This is a genomic window from Ruegeria sp. CJ9 (genome assembly GCF_056536625.1).
The window spans coordinates 229808-244054 of record NZ_JBQFPY010000004.1 but is presented as its reverse complement, the minus strand read 5'-3'; the positions used below and the strand labels follow the sequence as shown (position 1 = coordinate 244054).

The following is a 14247-nucleotide window of genomic DNA, read 5'->3' as shown; positions in this document are numbered from 1 at the left end:
CTGTAACCACGGCGCATGTTTGACGAAACTGACGATATCCACCCGCTCTTTGCTGGCGCGCCCTCGACCACCGAGTTTAAGAAGCTGCGCAAACGCATCGTTCGCCAGACCCGTGAAGCCATTGAGCATTACGGAATGGTGGACCCGTCCTCCCATGACAAGGACGGCAAACCGCCCCGTTGGCTGGTCTGCCTGTCGGGTGGCAAGGACAGCTATACCCTGCTTGCGGTTCTCTATGAACTAAAGTGGCGCGGATTGCTGCCGGTCGATCTGTTGGCCTGTAATCTGGATCAGGGTCAGCCTGGTTTTCCCGCCACGGTCCTGCCCGACTTTCTGGAACGCATGGGCGTGCCTCACCGCATTGAATATCAAGACACCTATTCCATCGTTGTGGATAAGGTTCCGCAGGGCCGTACGTTTTGCGCCCTGTGCTCACGCCTGCGCCGGGGCAACCTGTACCGGATCGCCCGCGAAGAAGGTTGCTCAGCCGTGGTTCTGGGCCATCATCGGGACGACATTCTGGAAACGTTCTTCATGAACCTCTTCCACGGCGGGCGTCTGGCCACGATGCCACCGAAACTGGTGAACGAAGAAGGCGATCTGTTCGTGTTCCGCCCACTGGCCCACGTGGCCGAGACCGATTGCGAGAAATTCGCCACCTCGATGAACTATCCGATCATCCCCTGCGATTTATGCGGCAGCCAGGACGGCTTGCAGCGTCAGCAGGTGAAACAGATTCTGGATCAGTGGGAAAGAAACAGCCCCGGTCGACGCCAAGTGATGTTTCGGGCACTGACCAACGCGCGACCGTCGCATCTGTTGGACCCAAAACTGTTCGATTTCGCCAACCTTGCGCTAAACCCCGGCAAAAAAGACGAAAATTCGGACGAAATTCCTCAGCTGCGTTAACGTCTGACTCAGATTGGTTTTCTACGGTTGCCCAATACGTGCTTTGCCAAACGTAGAGGCCAAGAAAACCGATGTGGAAACATATCAAATTCGACCGCGTTCTTGATGCTCTTGCTTCTGTTCTGAGCGGCCCTGCCGCGCTGGCCTTTGTGCCCGCCATCAGTTTGGCGGCGTTCTGGATCGGCGGGGAACGGGCGTTGGTGGTTGCCGCCCTCGTTTTACCCTTGATATTCGCAGGCGCGGCCACATTTGACGACCGCGCCTACAGGCAGCTTCAGCAGCGCAACCCTCCTGGTGGCATGATGGCGGTAGACAGCTTTTACAACGAGCTGGAAGGCATGTTCGAAAAGGCAGTAACCGATGGTGCGGATTCGGCTTGCCTTCTAATCGCCCTGGATGACTATTCCGACTTTCTCGATCTTCACGGCAATTCGGCGGCAAATCATCTGACTAATCAATTTGGCAGCCGCATTCTTTCTGTTATCCGAACACAGGATATCGCGACCCGCCTGGAACCTAACAAAATCGCAATCGGCCTGCATCCATCCCACCAATTGGATCTGGAGGCCTGCATTCAGATGGCGGGGCGCATTCAGGCCGTCGTTGAAGAACCCTTTACACTCAATGGTGCTGGTGTCTACGTTTCCTGTTCAATCGGATTCAGCCTGCTGAGTAGCGTCCCTAAGGATCAGTACGAGGATTGGGTCGACGCCGCAAAAGCCGCCTTGGGCGAGGCGCAGCGGAACGGGCCGTCGACCATTCGCGCGTTTTCCAGCGAAACACAGCGTCGATCACGCATTCGCGCCAATCTTCGCAAAGAGTTTGAGGACGCGCTCGACAATGGTGAGATACGCCCTTGGTTCCAGCCACAAATCTCAACCGACACAGGTCGCGTTACGGGTTTCGAGGCTCTGGCCCGCTGGGAACACCCGCAAAAGGGTGTACTAAGTCCACAGGTATTCTTGCCGTTCGCTGAGCAGGCCGAGTTGATGGAGAAATTCGGTCAGGCGATGCGGCACCATGCTTTCGCCGCGATGCGCGATTGGGATCGCGCCTCGGTCGTGGTTCCCCGGATCGGCGTGAATTTCTCATCTGATGAACTGCGCGATCCAGCGTTGATCGACCGCCTGAAATGGGAGTTGGACCAGAATGATTTGACACCGGACAGGTTGGCGGTGGAAGTTCTGGAAACCGTGTTCTCGCGCCGCCCCGACGATGTGATTACCCGCAACGTGACCAGCATGGCCAAGTTGGGGTGCTGCATCGATCTGGACGATTTTGGCACCGGCCACGCATCTATTGCTTCGATCAAGCGCTTTGATGTTTCGCGGATCAAAATTGACCGCTCTTTCGTCGCCAAGGCAGATCGCGACGCCAGCCAGCAACAACTGGTCAGCGCAATACTGACGATGGCCGAGCGGCTGAATGTCGAAACGCTGGCCGAAGGGGTTGAGACCCAAGGCGAGCATGCCTTGATGGCGCAATTGGGGTGCGATCATGTTCAAGGGTTCGGAATTGGCAAGCCAATGCCCTTTGAAAAGACGCTGAATTGGATCGCGGCACATCAGAACAAGGTCAACGGAATGCCGAAGATCGGGCGCAAGACAGGACCGTAATCGCTGATTTACGCCACAGAAACGCGATCCAAAAGGAAATGACGGGCGAATCCGCTTGACCTTTGGGCTTGCACTCTGTTGAACCCACCGGGTGTGTTTCACTGCTTAAGGTGGCTGTCCCCGATGGACGATCAGAACAAGAATCTCATCCTTGCAACCGTGCTCAGCTTTATCGTGATCCTTGTTTGGTTCGTGCTGTTTCCCCCGCCGGAGCAGACACTCACACCAGACGAGGTTGAGATTGCCACCGCCGAGGGTAATGAGGTTCAGACGCCCAGCGCCGCAGGTACTGTGGGTGAGGCGACGGCGGCCGCAGAAGAAACCCTGCCTGAAGAGCAAGCCCCACGGGTTGAAATCGACACCCCCCGGCTGAAGGGCAGTCTGTCGCTGTCGGGCGGACGGATCGATGAGCTGTTCCTGAAGGACTACAAGGTCTCGATCGAAGAAGGGGCACCGATTGTCGAATTGCTGTCTCCGGTTGGCTCGGACTCGGCTTACTATGCCCTGTATGGCTGGGCGCCGGGAACCGGTGTGGCAGGCGCGGATGTGCCCGGCCCGAACACGTTGTGGACGGTCGAAAGCGGCGAAACGCTGGACGTCGACGCTCCGGTCACACTGAAATGGGAAAACGACAAAGGTCTGACCTTCCGCCGCATGATCTCGGTGGACGAAAACTATATGTTTACGGTCACCCAGTCGGTCGAAAACAATACCCAGGCCGAGGTTGGCATGGCCCCCTATGGCATCCTGGCCCGCCACGGCATTGGCGAGGATGGCGGTCTGCCCGGTCTGAAGAACTTTTTCATCCTGCATGAAGGCGTAATCGGCATGGCCGACGGCACGTTGGCCGAGATTGACTATGGCGATGTCCGCGATTTTGATATCGACCCGAACGAGCGCGCGCAAGCCGAGGTCTATCAGGTCAAAGAAGATGGTTGGATCGGATTTACCGATCACTATTGGATGACCACACTGATCCCGGAACCGGGAACACCGTTCAAGGCCGCAGCAAAATACGACGAACGCCGCAAGATATACCAAACCGAAACAGTGCTGCCGACCCTGACGGTCGCCCCCGGCGCTACCGAAGAGGTCACCACACAGCTGTTCGCAGGTGCTAAGGAATGGGAAACCATCCGCGAATATCAGTCGGAAGGCGTACAGAAATTCATCGACAGCATCGACTGGGGTTGGTTCTTTTTCCTGACCAAACCGATCTTCTGGCTGCTGCACAATATCAACGCGTTGATCGGCAATATGGGGTGGTCGATCATCGGCCTGACCCTGATCATCAAGGCGATCCTGTTCCCGTTGGCGTATAAGTCCTACGTCTCGATGGCAAAGATGAAAGAGCTTCAGCCGCAGATGGAAGCCCTGAAAGAGGCAGCAGGCGATGATCGTCAGAAGATGCAGCAAGGCATGATGGAGCTGTACAAGAAGGAAAAGGTGAACCCCGCCGCAGGCTGTCTGCCGATCCTGATGCAAATCCCGATCTTCTTCTCGCTGTACAAAGTGATCTTCGTCACCATTGAACTGCGTCAAGCGCCGTGGTTTGGCCCGTTCCGGGATCTCAGCGCGCCGGACCCGACCTCGATCATGAACCTGTTTGGACTGCTGCCGTTTGCCGGTCCGCAGCCCGACACGATCATGGCACTGATCTTTATTGGTATCCTGCCGCTGTTGCTGGGTATCTCGATGTGGCTGCAGCAAAAGCTGAACCCGGCGCCAACCGATCCGACGCAGGCGATGATCTTTGCCTGGATGCCGTGGGTCTTCATGTTCATGCTGGGCAGCTTTGCGAGTGGTCTGGTTGTCTACTGGATCGCGAACAACACGATCACGTTCACCCAGCAGTACCTGATCATGCGCAGCCAAGGCTTTAAGCCGGACGTGTTCGGCAACATTAAGTCCAGCTTCAAGCGCACGCCGAAAACGGATGATAAATGACAGCTGAAGTGACCCAGCTTTGGCGGCATCCGATCAAAAGCCATGGTCGCGAAGCCGTCGAAACCGTAAACGTGACCCCCGGGCAGACCATGCCCGGGGATCGCGTTTGGGCGGTTGCGCATGAGGCATCCAAAGCGGATGGTTCAAAATGGGTCCCTTGCGCCAACTTCAGTCGCGGCGCAAAAGCACCACAGTTGATGGCGATTTCAACGCAATCAAACGGCGACACACTGACATTGTCCCACCCGGATCGCCCTGACCTGACCTTTGCCCCAGACAGTGAGCAACAGGCGTTTCTGGATTGGGTCCAGCCCCTAATGCCCGCAAACCGCGCGGCCTCGGCACGGATCATTCGGGTTCCAGGGCGCGGGATGACCGACAGTGATTTCCCTTCAATCAGCCTGTGCAACCTGGCATCGCATCGTGCGGTCGGACAAAAGCTGGGCCAAGATTTGTCGGTGCGCCGCTGGCGAGGCAACATCTGGTTCGACGGCCTGCCCTTGTGGGAAGAATTCGACTGGCTGGGTCGTGAGGTTCAGATCGGCGAGGCCGTGCTTCGCGTACGCGAGCGCATCACCCGCTGTTTGGCAACCACAGCCAACCCTGACACAGGTGTACGCGATACCGATACATTGGGCGCACTTGAAACCTGGGGTCACCAGGATTTCGGCGTCTATGCCGAAGTTCTTGAAGGCGGCGCAATCTCGGTTGGCGATAAGGTAGAATTGTTATGAGCCCCCTCCCCTTTCCTTTAGCCGAAAACCCCGATGAATTCGCGTTGGAGCGCGGACGCAAATTGTTTGCGGGCGAGTCTGAATTCGTCAAGGGCGTGGTCGCCATGGATGGCCTACCTGCGCCGGATCGGCTTGAGGTTTGCTTTGCCGGCCGTTCCAATGTGGGCAAATCCAGCCTGATCAACGCGCTAACGGGTACCAAGGGACTGGCGCGCGCTTCGAACACTCCGGGCCGCACGCAAGAGATCAACTTCTTCACTCAAGGCCCCGAACTATATCTGGTCGACCTGCCCGGTTATGGCTACGCCAATGCGCCGGTGAAGGTGGTGGAAAAGTGGCAGCGGTTGCTGAAACAGTACCTGAGCGGACGTCAGACCTTGCGCCGGGCCTTTGTCCTGATCGACGCGCGCCATGGGGTAAAGCCGGTGGATGCCGAGATCATGAAGCTGCTGGACACCAGCGCTGTGACTTTTCAATGCGTTCTGACCAAGGCAGACAAAGTCAAAGCCAAAGAACGCGAAAAGGTGCTGGAACAAGTACGCGGCGCATTGTCGAAACATCCTGCGGCCTTTCCTGAAATCGTGCTGACCTCGTCCGAAAAAGGCGATGGCATTCCGACCTTGCGCTCGATCATCGCGCATCTGGAATGACTCTGCCGCTTCGTCTCTTTGCCCTGTTGCCCACACTGGCGCTGTTGCTGACCGGTGTGATTCCGCAGGGCTGGATGCCCACAATGGGCAATGACGGCAAGGTGTTGCTGGTTCTCTGCACCGGCGAAGGCACGGTCGAACAATGGGTCGATCTGAACCCGGACGATCCCATACACGACGACACTGACGAGCGCGCAATGTGCCCCTTCGCGGGGCTGACCGCAGATGTCACCCTGACCACCGTCGGGGACACCATGCCTTTCGAGGCAACGATCCAGCCGCGCTGGGTCCACCACGACTTTACCCATCGCAGCGCCGGGTACTATGCCCGTTATGACGCGCGGGCGCCTCCCGTCTTCTCCTGATTCACCTCAACATCTGAGAGCCTGCGCATACGCTGCGCGGGGCAATTTTCGAATCCGGAGAACACTATGGCATTTGATAGCCAAACCCTGGGGGACACCCCGGCGCAAAACACTGCTGCGCAAAAGTTCTACTTCGCCGCCTGGCGGTGGCATTTCTATGCGGGGATTTTCGTTATCCCCTTCCTGATCATTCTGGCCGTCACCGGGTTGATGATGATGCTCATCACCCAATATGACGGTCGCGATGGCGAAAAAATTGCGGTCGAAGTTCAGGGAACCGCCCTGCCAATATCGCAACAGGCCGAGGTCGCGCTAACCGAACTCCCCGGCACAGTCGTCGAATGGATTGGCCCGAAAGCCGCCGATTTGGCCACCGTGTTTCGTATCAAAACCGAGGCAGGCCAACGCCTTGTAGCCGTCGACCCCTATGCCGGAGAGGTCCTGCAAATCTGGGATCGTCGCGCGGGCTGGTACGATCTGGCGGACAATATTCACTCGACCCTGCTGATCGGGACAACCGGGGATCGCATCATTGAAATCGCCGCCGGTCTGAGCCTGCTGATGGTCTTCACCGGTCTTTACATGTGGTGGCCACGCGGCAACGCCATGGCTGCATTTGTCCCCAACCTGCGCACGCGAGGCCGTGCTTTGTGGAAATCCCTACATGCCGTGATCAGTTTCTGGATGTCCGGGCTGCTGGTTGTCTTTCTGATCTCGGGCCTCTCCTGGGCCGGTGTCTGGGGTGGAATGATCGTACAACCCTGGAGCAGCTTCCCGGCCGAGAAATGGGACAACGTGCCCCTCTCGGACGATATCCACGCCAGCATGAACCACGGGCACCAAAACGACGTTCCCTGGGCACTAGAGCAAACGCCGATGCCCGCCTCGGGTTCTGAGGCCGGGATTGATGGCGTACCGCAAGGCGCGCCGGTGGATATCGATGCCTTGGTGGCGTTGGGAGTGGCGCTGGACATGTCAGGACGCTTCCGCGTCGCGTATCCCAACGGCGAGGAGGGCGTCTGGACCCTGAACCGCGACAGCATGAGCAGCGACTCGACCGATCCGGCAAACGACCGCACCGTTCATGTGGATCAGTATACCGGCAAGATCTTGGCCGATGTGCGGTATCAGGATTATTCGCTGATGGGGAAGTCCATGGCTGTTGGCATTCCGTTTCACATGGGGCTGATGGGGACGTGGAACTTTATCCTGAACGTCGTGTTCTGCCTGTCGGTCATCTTTGCTTGCGTCTCGGGCGTGGTGATGTGGCTGAAACGGCGGCCACAGAGTGCGGGGCGACTGGCCGCGCCGCCAATGCCTGCGGAAATGCCGCTGTGGAAAGGGGCTGTTGTGATCGGTCTGCTCACCGCGATGGCCTTCCCGCTGGTGGGTCTGACATTGCTGGCGGTGCTAGTCTTTGACTTGCTGCTGATCAGCAATATCCCGGTGATGAAAAAAGCCCTGAGCTGACAAATCCGGGCCGCATCGCATCGGTGCGGCCCGATCGATCCCGATGTTTCCGCTGTCTGGGTTTGGCAGCGTCCGCGAATGTCCTATACGTGCTGTGCCCCATTCACCTCGATTTCCGCCCCCGAGATGTATGAGCTTTCCTGAGAACACAGGAAATAGATAGCTGCTGCGACTTCTTCGGGCTGCCCTAACCGTCCAAGTGGCAACTTTTCCACTATTTTATTGGTGCCGGGGCTGAGGATTCCGGTTTCAACCTCACCAGGTGCGATTGCGTTCACCCGCACGCCCATTGGGCCGAAGTCATGTGCCATTTCCCGCGTCAGCGCTGCCAGCGCCGCCTTGGATGTAGCGTAGGCCGCGCCTGCAAACGGATGTACGCGCGACCCTGCAATGGATGTGACGTTAACGACTGATCCACGGGCTGCGGCCAATTCCTCTTTCAAGCCGCGCGCCAGAACAACGGAAGCAAAGAAATTGACGTGGAACACCTGCCCCCAAGTCATGAGGTCGGTGTCCAGCGTATTCAATCGCTCTCCTTCTGGGCCCTTCGGCGACACCCCCGCGTTGTTGACGAGGGCGTGTAGTTTGCCTCCGACCATTTCTTGCAGGACACCAACTGAATTGATCGTTTCGGCAGGATCGCTCAGATCCAGCTGCAAATGATTTTCTTTTCCTTCCCACGGACAATCATCCGGCACAGGAGAGCGCGAGCACGTGATAACCCGCCAACCTTCGGCATGGAACCGACGAACCGTTGCGAACCCAATGCCCCGGCTAGCACCCGTCAGAATAAGAGTTTTTTGCTCCATTGGATGTGTCTCCTGTTTCAGGGCATGCAGGCACACTAACAGTGGCGACTGCACTCACAACAGCGATCTTGGCTTATGCCGCCAAAACGCCTAACACGTGTGGAAGAGGACCAAGATATGAAGACACGAGACATGAACCGGGACTGGATCGCCACCGCCGCCACTTTGAACAGCGCATTGCCGTATCTGCAACGCTATGACGGTGCAATCGTCGTCATCAAACTGGGCGGCCACGCCATGGGCAGCGACGAAGCGATGGAAAGCTTTGCCCGCGACGTCGTTCTGATGCGTCAGGTCGGGGTCAACCCGGTGGTCGTGCATGGCGGCGGGCCGATGATCAACGCGATGCTGGATCAGCTGAACATCCAGTCGGAGTTCGTGAACGGCAAACGTGTGACCGACAAAGCCACCGTCGAAGTGGTCGAGATGGTGCTGTCCGGCCTGGTAAACAAACGCATCGTGCAGGCAATCAATGGTCAGGGCGGCAAGGCGGTGGGCCTGTCGGGCAAGGATGCCAACCTGATGATCTGCGATCAGGCCGATCCGTCACTTGGGTTTGTCGGCTCTCCGTCGCAGATGGATCCGGCGATTTTGCATAACCTGTTCGCGCATGACGTGATCCCCGTGATCGCGCCTCTGGGCGCAGGTAAGAACGGCGAGACCTTCAACATCAATGGCGACACTGCTGCCGGGGCTATTGCTTCGGCGCTCAAGGCGGACCGGCTGCTGCTGCTGACGGATGTTTCGGGCGTTAAGAACGCGGGCGGCGAGGTTGTGACCGAGCTGAAAGCCGGTCAGATCCGCGAAATGACCATGGACGGCACCATTGCGGGTGGGATGATCCCCAAGACCGAAACGGCTCTGGATGCCTTGCACAGCGGCGTACGGGCCGTGGTCATTCTGGATGGGCGTGCGCCCAATGCGGTGCTGTTGGAGCTGTTCACCGAACACGGCGCAGGCTCGCTTATCCGGCCCGACTAATTACCCAACGGAGGAGACATGACCGGACGTCCCCCGACCTCCTCATCAACCTTCTATGACCGCGTGGAACATGCGGTGCTGCAAGCGGGTCTGATCGTGATGGGCGCCCTGCACCCACACCGGGTCGACGCCAAACAATTGGATGGCGGCACGCTGATCCTGTTGGGCGCGGGAAAATCATTCTGGCCCACGCTGAAATCCGCACCCGAATGGCCAGGCGACCACCCGGTTGATCGGTGGTCAACGCGCGTGGTTGGGCAGTTGGCCCACGATATGGGGGCCGAGGCACATTTTCCCTTCGGCGGCCCGCCCTACGCACCCTTCATCGACTGGGCCCTGAAATCCGGGCGTACCTTCAGCAGCCCGGTGGGCGCGCTGGTGCATGATACCGTCGGCATGATGATCTCATACCGTGGGGCGCTGCATTTTACCGAAGAGTTCATTATCCCCGAGGTTCCCGGCTCCTCTCCTTGCATCAACTGCCCGGCCCCCTGTACCCAAACCTGCCCCGTCGGCGCCCTGAACAGTCAGAATTTCTATGATGTCGGGGCCTGTCACGCTCATCTGTCCACCGCGGCAGGGCAGACCTGCATGACAGGTGGGTGTCTGGCGCGGCTGTCCTGCCCCCTTAGCGAGGGTGCAGGGCGCGATGCTGAGCAATCCGCCCATCACATGAAGGCCTTTCACCCGTCATGAGCCGCACCCTGATCCTGACTCGCCACGCGAAATCCAGTTGGAATGACTTGTATCTTTCGGATCATGATCGCCCTTTGAACAAACGCGGACGCAAATCCGCCCCGGCGATAGCCGGTTGGCTGCGCGCAAACGGCTGGCTGCCAGATGAGGTGCTAAGTTCAACATCGACCCGCACCCGTGAAACCTGGGACCGTATGGGGCTGCAGGCGGACAAGATCACGTTTCACCGTGCGCTTTATCACGCGGAGTCCGAAGACATTCTGACCGAATTGTCAGGGGCGACAGAACCCACAGTGCTGATGCTGGGCCACAACCCCGGGATCGGCGTCTTTGCCAGCCGCATTGTCCGGGAGGCACCAGACCACGCCCGGTTCCACGACTACCCGACCTGCGCCACCACCGTGATCCGGTTTGATATCGACGACTGGGCGCATGTCCGATGGCACAGCGGCACCGTGCAGGGGTTTGTCATTCCACGGGAGCTGCTGGAATGAAAAAAGGCGGGGCAAAACCCCGCCTTTTCGTCCGGTTCTCTGGGATCAGTGGCCCAGAATCTGGCTGAGGAACAGCTTGGTCCGTTCGCTTTGTGGGTTGTTGAAGAACTCTTCCGGTTCGTTCTGTTCCACAATCTGACCGGCATCCATAAAGATCACACGGTTGGCGACCTGACGGGCAAAGCCCATCTCGTGCGTCACGCACAGCATGGTCATGCCTTCCTCGGCCAGCTCGATCATGGTGTCGAGCACCTCTTTGATCATCTCAGGGTCCAGCGCCGATGTCGGTTCATCGAACAACATGATCCGCGGCATCATGCAGAGCGAGCGGGCAATCGCCACACGCTGCTGCTGACCGCCCGAAAGCTGACCGGGGTATTTGTCGGCCTGTTCAGGGATTTTCACCTTTTCCAGGAAATGCATCGCACGCTCTTCGGCCTCTTTCTTGGGCGTCTTGCGCACCCAGATCGGAGCCAGCGTGCAGTTTTCCAGGATAGTCAGGTGCGGGAACAGGTTGAAGTGCTGAAACACCATGCCAACCTCGGACCGGATCTTGTCGATGTTCTTGAGGTCATTCGACAGCTCGGTCCCGTCCACAACGATCCTGCCCTGCTGGTGTTCCTCCAGCGCGTTCAGGCAGCGGATCAGAGTGGACTTGCCCGACCCCGATGGCCCCGCGATCACGATCCGCTCGCCCTGGTTGACGGTCAGATTGATGTCGCGCAGCACGTGGAAGGCCCCGTACCACTTGTTCATGTTGGTGATTTCGATGGCGACCTCGTCGCTCACCTGCATCTTCGAGCGGTCGATTTCGCGTTCAATTGCAAGTTCAGACATGTGTTGAACTCCTTAGCGGTGGCCAGTCTGAAGCTTGCGCTCCAGATACATGGAATAACGGGACATGGAGAAGCAGACGACGAAGAACAGCACGCCGATAAAGGCGAACAGCTCCCAGTAGACGCCGTTCCAGGCGGTATCGGCGCGGATGCCGTTGGTCAGGCCAATCACGTCGAAAAGACCGATGATCGAGACCAGCGTGGTATCCTTGAAAATGCCGATAAAGGTGCTCACGATGCCCGGGATCGAGATTTTCAGCGCTTGCGGCATGATGATCAGCCGTTGGGCCTGCCAGTAGTTAAGGCCCAGACTGTCGGCCCCTTCGTACTGACCGCGCGGCAAGGCTGCCAGACCACCCCGGATCACCTCGGCCATATAGGCGGCCGAGAATAGGGTCATCATGATCATCACTCGCAGGATGATGTCAAAATTGGTTCCCGGCGGCAGGAACAGGTTCAACAGCAGCGAGGCCACGAACAGCAAGGTGATCAGCGGCACGCCGCGAATGAACTCGATAAAGCCCACGCACAGGTATTTGACGATCATCAGATCGGACTGCCGACCCAGCGCCAGAACGATGCCAATTGGCAGCGAGACACCAATGGCCACAACACCCAACAAGATTGCCAGCATAAAGCCACCAAAGTCGCGGCTTTCGACCGGCGCGATACCAACGGGAATCACTGAATCGATCGCAACAGCAACCGGTCCAGAGGCAAACAACCACCAGAGTATCGGCAATCCAATCGCCAGAATCAGCGCCATCAAGGAACCTGCGGCGGGTAGCGCCAGCTTGTATACAAAGTACCCAATGGCGAACCCAGCAGCGACCATCAGCGGCCCCCAAATGCTTCCACCCCACATCAGCCAAGGCAGCAGAAACGGATAGGCCGCCGTTACGAACAACAGCTTACGCGGCACTTTGGTGAACAACACCGGCGCAATAGCAACCAGCAACAGGATGAAGGTCAGGTTCGGCCGGAAATAGGCCGGCCAGCCGCCCGATTCAGGTGGGTTAGACCACGTCGCGTCCGGATGCGCCGGATAAGGCGGATAGAACCCGTACAGCAATTGCAGCCACCGGTCCTTGATAACACCCCAGCAGGCATGGCCATGAGTATCACCCCATGTCGCCATCATGATCTCGCGACATTCCGACAGAGAATTGGCATTCCATACGGATTCGAACGTCCATGACAGGATGTTGGACAGCACATAGTAGATGAAGAACAGTGAGATGATGGTCAGGATGGCGTTGAGCCAGCTTGAGAACAGGTTATGCCTGATCCATCCCAGCACACCGACCTCGGATGCAGGTGGTGCCTGCTCCGGCAACATTTCCGTGCGGACAAATGAAACATCACTCATATTACCGCTCCACCAGTTTGACACGGTTGTTGTACCAGTTCATCACCGCCGAAATGCTCAGCGAGATGGACAGATAGACCAGCATCAGCAGCAGAACGCATTCCAGCTCGCGGCCGGTCTGGTTCATGGTGATGCCACCCAAAGTACCCGTGATGTCCATATATCCGACCGCGATCGCCAGCGACGAGTTCTTGGTCAGGTTCAGATAGTTCGAGATCATCGGCGGGATAATCACCCGCAACGCCTGCGGCAGGATCACCAGACGCATGGTCCGGCCAGGGCGCAGACCCAGTGCGGATGCGGCCTCGGTCTGACCCTTCGAAATTGCCAGAATACCGGCGCGAACGATCTCGGCGATGAAAGCCGCAGTGTACAGCGACAGGGCCAGCCACAACGCGATCAACGAGTTCCGCATATGGGTGCCACCGGTGAAGTTAAAGCCTTTCAACTCAGGGTAGCCTAAATGAAAGCCCAGCACCGTCAGCAGAATAATCGACGGAACGAACAGCAAGCCCAGCTGGATGTGCCAGATGGTCGGACGGTCACCCGTCTTTTCCTGCGTCGCATTGGCCCAGGCCGACACTTTGCGCATTGCGAAGATGCTGCCGCCAAGAACGATCAGGAAGGCGATGAGGTCCAGCGAAACATCGAACCGCAGGCTCGACGTGCCGAACAAGTGAATATCTCCCAACCCGCGCGAAAACAGGAATTCGGGGATATAGACCCCGCGATTGGTCACAGCGACTGTGCCGAACAGATCCATAGTGGCTTCTGGGTTTTCACCCCGGAAGGCGCGCGGTGCCGGCAGGCTTTCGATCAGAATGGCCATGGCGAACACGATCCAAAGCAGCACTGGCACGTTGCGGAACATTTCGACATAAACCGTCATGATCCGCGCGATCAGCCAGTTATTCGACAGGCGCAAAACACCGACCATAACGCCAATGATCGTTGCCGTGATACAGCCCAGAACTGCGACAACCAGCGTGTTTAGCAGGCCTATGAACGCCGCACGCAGATGGGTATCGCGCGAGTCGTATTCCAGCAGACGCTGGTTGATGTCATAGCTGGCCGGTTCGGCAAAAAAATCGAACCCGACTGTTCTGCCCAGTGTTTCGAGGTTCTGAATGGTGTTGTTGATAATCCAGGCTGCCAGAAGCATGAAACCGATCATCGCTATGACCTGAATGGTCGCAGATCGGTACCGCGTATCGTAAAGGAGCATGGACAGCCGGAAGTGCTCCTTCGGCGGGTCAGTGAGTGTCGTCATGACCTATGTTTTTCCCCGTGCATCCCGGTTTATGGCAGAGTTTGCTTCTGCTCAGATCGTTCCGGGCGTGTTTCTTATGGAAGGAAAAAGGGCGCAGGTTG

The 14247-nt window shown here is 57.8% G+C and carries 14 protein-coding genes; 10 read left to right on the top strand and 4 right to left on the bottom strand.

Translation table 11 applies throughout. From position 1 onward, the window contains the following. Positions 1-15 precede the first annotated feature (15 nt). The 7 genes from ttcA (at position 16) to ACR0AJ_RS10895 (ending at position 7691) form a co-directional block, all read left to right on the top strand. The gene (gene ttcA / locus ACR0AJ_RS10925) at positions 16-909 is read left to right on the top strand and encodes a tRNA 2-thiocytidine(32) synthetase TtcA (protein ID WP_480740831.1); all 894 of its coding nucleotides are present in this window, start codon (positions 16-18) and stop codon (positions 907-909) included. Between the two features lie 71 nt (positions 910-980). Then, on the top strand, positions 981-2525 hold the full coding sequence (locus ACR0AJ_RS10920; RefSeq protein WP_480740829.1) for a putative bifunctional diguanylate cyclase/phosphodiesterase: 1545 nt from the start codon (positions 981-983) through the stop codon (positions 2523-2525). Positions 2526-2648: 123 nt separating this feature from the next. After that, positions 2649-4472: a membrane protein insertase YidC gene (yidC, locus tag ACR0AJ_RS10915; RefSeq protein WP_480740827.1), complete on the top strand. Its 1824-nt coding sequence runs from the start codon at positions 2649-2651 to the stop codon at positions 4470-4472. Then, complete coding sequence (locus tag ACR0AJ_RS10910; protein ID WP_170351651.1) at positions 4469-5206, top strand: MOSC domain-containing protein; 738 nt, start codon at positions 4469-4471, stop codon at positions 5204-5206. Before yidC ends, ACR0AJ_RS10910 begins: the two co-directional genes overlap by 4 nt. Further along, positions 5203-5856, top strand: coding sequence for a ribosome biogenesis GTP-binding protein YihA/YsxC (gene yihA, locus ACR0AJ_RS10905; protein ID WP_170351652.1), 654 nt, complete (start codon positions 5203-5205; stop codon positions 5854-5856). The genes ACR0AJ_RS10910 and yihA overlap by 4 nt, the downstream gene beginning before the upstream one ends. Continuing rightward, positions 5853-6221 (top strand): DUF2946 domain-containing protein, encoded by a 369-nt coding sequence (locus ACR0AJ_RS10900; protein WP_480740826.1) that lies wholly within the window; start codon positions 5853-5855, stop codon positions 6219-6221. The genes yihA and ACR0AJ_RS10900 overlap by 4 nt, the downstream gene beginning before the upstream one ends. 66 nt (positions 6222-6287) lie before the next feature. Next, complete coding sequence (locus ACR0AJ_RS10895) at positions 6288-7691, top strand: PepSY-associated TM helix domain-containing protein (RefSeq protein ID WP_170378435.1); 1404 nt, start codon at positions 6288-6290, stop codon at positions 7689-7691. A gap of 83 nt (positions 7692-7774) precedes the next feature. On the opposite strand, the gene ACR0AJ_RS10890 is transcribed toward ACR0AJ_RS10895, so the two are convergent. Further along, a complete protein-coding gene (locus tag ACR0AJ_RS10890) occupies positions 7775-8500 on the bottom strand; it encodes an SDR family NAD(P)-dependent oxidoreductase (RefSeq protein ID WP_170378434.1) in 726 nt (241 codons plus the stop codon). 117 nt (positions 8501-8617) lie between these two features. On the opposite strand from ACR0AJ_RS10890, the gene argB reads away from it, so the two are divergent. From argB to ACR0AJ_RS10875, 3 genes are read left to right on the top strand one after another with little or no spacing between them, the layout of a single operon-like run. After that, complete coding sequence (argB, locus tag ACR0AJ_RS10885; RefSeq protein ID WP_170362244.1) at positions 8618-9481, top strand: acetylglutamate kinase; 864 nt, start codon at positions 8618-8620, stop codon at positions 9479-9481. A gap of 18 nt (positions 9482-9499) precedes the next feature. Further along, a complete protein-coding gene (locus ACR0AJ_RS10880; protein WP_480648885.1) occupies positions 9500-10177 on the top strand; it encodes a ferredoxin in 678 nt (225 codons plus the stop codon). Beyond that, positions 10174-10671, top strand: coding sequence for a SixA phosphatase family protein (locus ACR0AJ_RS10875; protein WP_480648887.1), 498 nt, complete (start codon positions 10174-10176; stop codon positions 10669-10671). The genes ACR0AJ_RS10880 and ACR0AJ_RS10875 overlap by 4 nt, the downstream gene beginning before the upstream one ends. A 45-nt stretch (positions 10672-10716) precedes the next feature. Here the strand turns inward: ACR0AJ_RS10875 and ACR0AJ_RS10870 are convergent, their stop codons facing one another. Genes ACR0AJ_RS10870 through ACR0AJ_RS10860 form a run of 3 tightly spaced genes read right to left on the bottom strand, consistent with a single transcriptional unit; the run spans position 10717 to position 14146 of the window. Further along, positions 10717-11508 (bottom strand): amino acid ABC transporter ATP-binding protein, encoded by a 792-nt coding sequence (locus tag ACR0AJ_RS10870; protein WP_058283489.1) that lies wholly within the window; start codon positions 11506-11508, stop codon positions 10717-10719. Between the two features lie 12 nt (positions 11509-11520). Further along, positions 11521-12876, bottom strand: coding sequence for an amino acid ABC transporter permease (locus ACR0AJ_RS10865; protein WP_480637976.1), 1356 nt, complete (start codon positions 12874-12876; stop codon positions 11521-11523). A 1-nt stretch (position 12877) separates the two neighbouring features. After that, positions 12878-14146 carry an amino acid ABC transporter permease gene (locus ACR0AJ_RS10860; RefSeq protein ID WP_170351660.1) on the bottom strand — a complete coding sequence of 423 codons (1269 nt, stop codon included), beginning with the start codon at positions 14144-14146 and terminating at the stop codon, positions 12878-12880. Between the last annotated feature and the right edge of the window lie 101 nt (positions 14147-14247).

What these genes read in the sequence shown, in the direction of transcription:
- argB (WP_170362244.1), top strand. Translation starts at nt 8,618, where the DNA reads ATGAAGACACGAGACATGAACCGGGACTGGATCGCCACCGCCGCCACT.
- ACR0AJ_RS10900 (WP_480740826.1), top strand. Translation starts at nt 5,853, where the DNA reads ATGACTCTGCCGCTTCGTCTCTTTGCCCTGTTGCCCACACTGGCGCTG.
- ACR0AJ_RS10865 (WP_480637976.1), bottom strand. Translation starts at nt 12,876, where the DNA reads ATGAGTGATGTTTCATTTGTCCGCACGGAAATGTTGCCGGAGCAGGCA.
- ACR0AJ_RS10860 (WP_170351660.1), bottom strand. Translation starts at nt 14,146, where the DNA reads ATGACGACACTCACTGACCCGCCGAAGGAGCACTTCCGGCTGTCCATG.
- ACR0AJ_RS10895 (WP_170378435.1), top strand. Translation starts at nt 6,288, where the DNA reads ATGGCATTTGATAGCCAAACCCTGGGGGACACCCCGGCGCAAAACACT.
- ACR0AJ_RS10875 (WP_480648887.1), top strand. Translation starts at nt 10,174, where the DNA reads ATGAGCCGCACCCTGATCCTGACTCGCCACGCGAAATCCAGTTGGAAT.
- ttcA (WP_480740831.1), top strand. Translation starts at nt 16, where the DNA reads ATGTTTGACGAAACTGACGATATCCACCCGCTCTTTGCTGGCGCGCCC.
- yihA (WP_170351652.1), top strand. Translation starts at nt 5,203, where the DNA reads ATGAGCCCCCTCCCCTTTCCTTTAGCCGAAAACCCCGATGAATTCGCG.
- ACR0AJ_RS10910 (WP_170351651.1), top strand. Translation starts at nt 4,469, where the DNA reads ATGACAGCTGAAGTGACCCAGCTTTGGCGGCATCCGATCAAAAGCCAT.
- ACR0AJ_RS10890 (WP_170378434.1), bottom strand. Translation starts at nt 8,500, where the DNA reads ATGGAGCAAAAAACTCTTATTCTGACGGGTGCTAGCCGGGGCATTGGG.
- ACR0AJ_RS10880 (WP_480648885.1), top strand. Translation starts at nt 9,500, where the DNA reads ATGACCGGACGTCCCCCGACCTCCTCATCAACCTTCTATGACCGCGTG.
- yidC (WP_480740827.1), top strand. Translation starts at nt 2,649, where the DNA reads ATGGACGATCAGAACAAGAATCTCATCCTTGCAACCGTGCTCAGCTTT.
- ACR0AJ_RS10920 (WP_480740829.1), top strand. Translation starts at nt 981, where the DNA reads ATGTGGAAACATATCAAATTCGACCGCGTTCTTGATGCTCTTGCTTCT.
- ACR0AJ_RS10870 (WP_058283489.1), bottom strand. Translation starts at nt 11,508, where the DNA reads ATGTCTGAACTTGCAATTGAACGCGAAATCGACCGCTCGAAGATGCAG.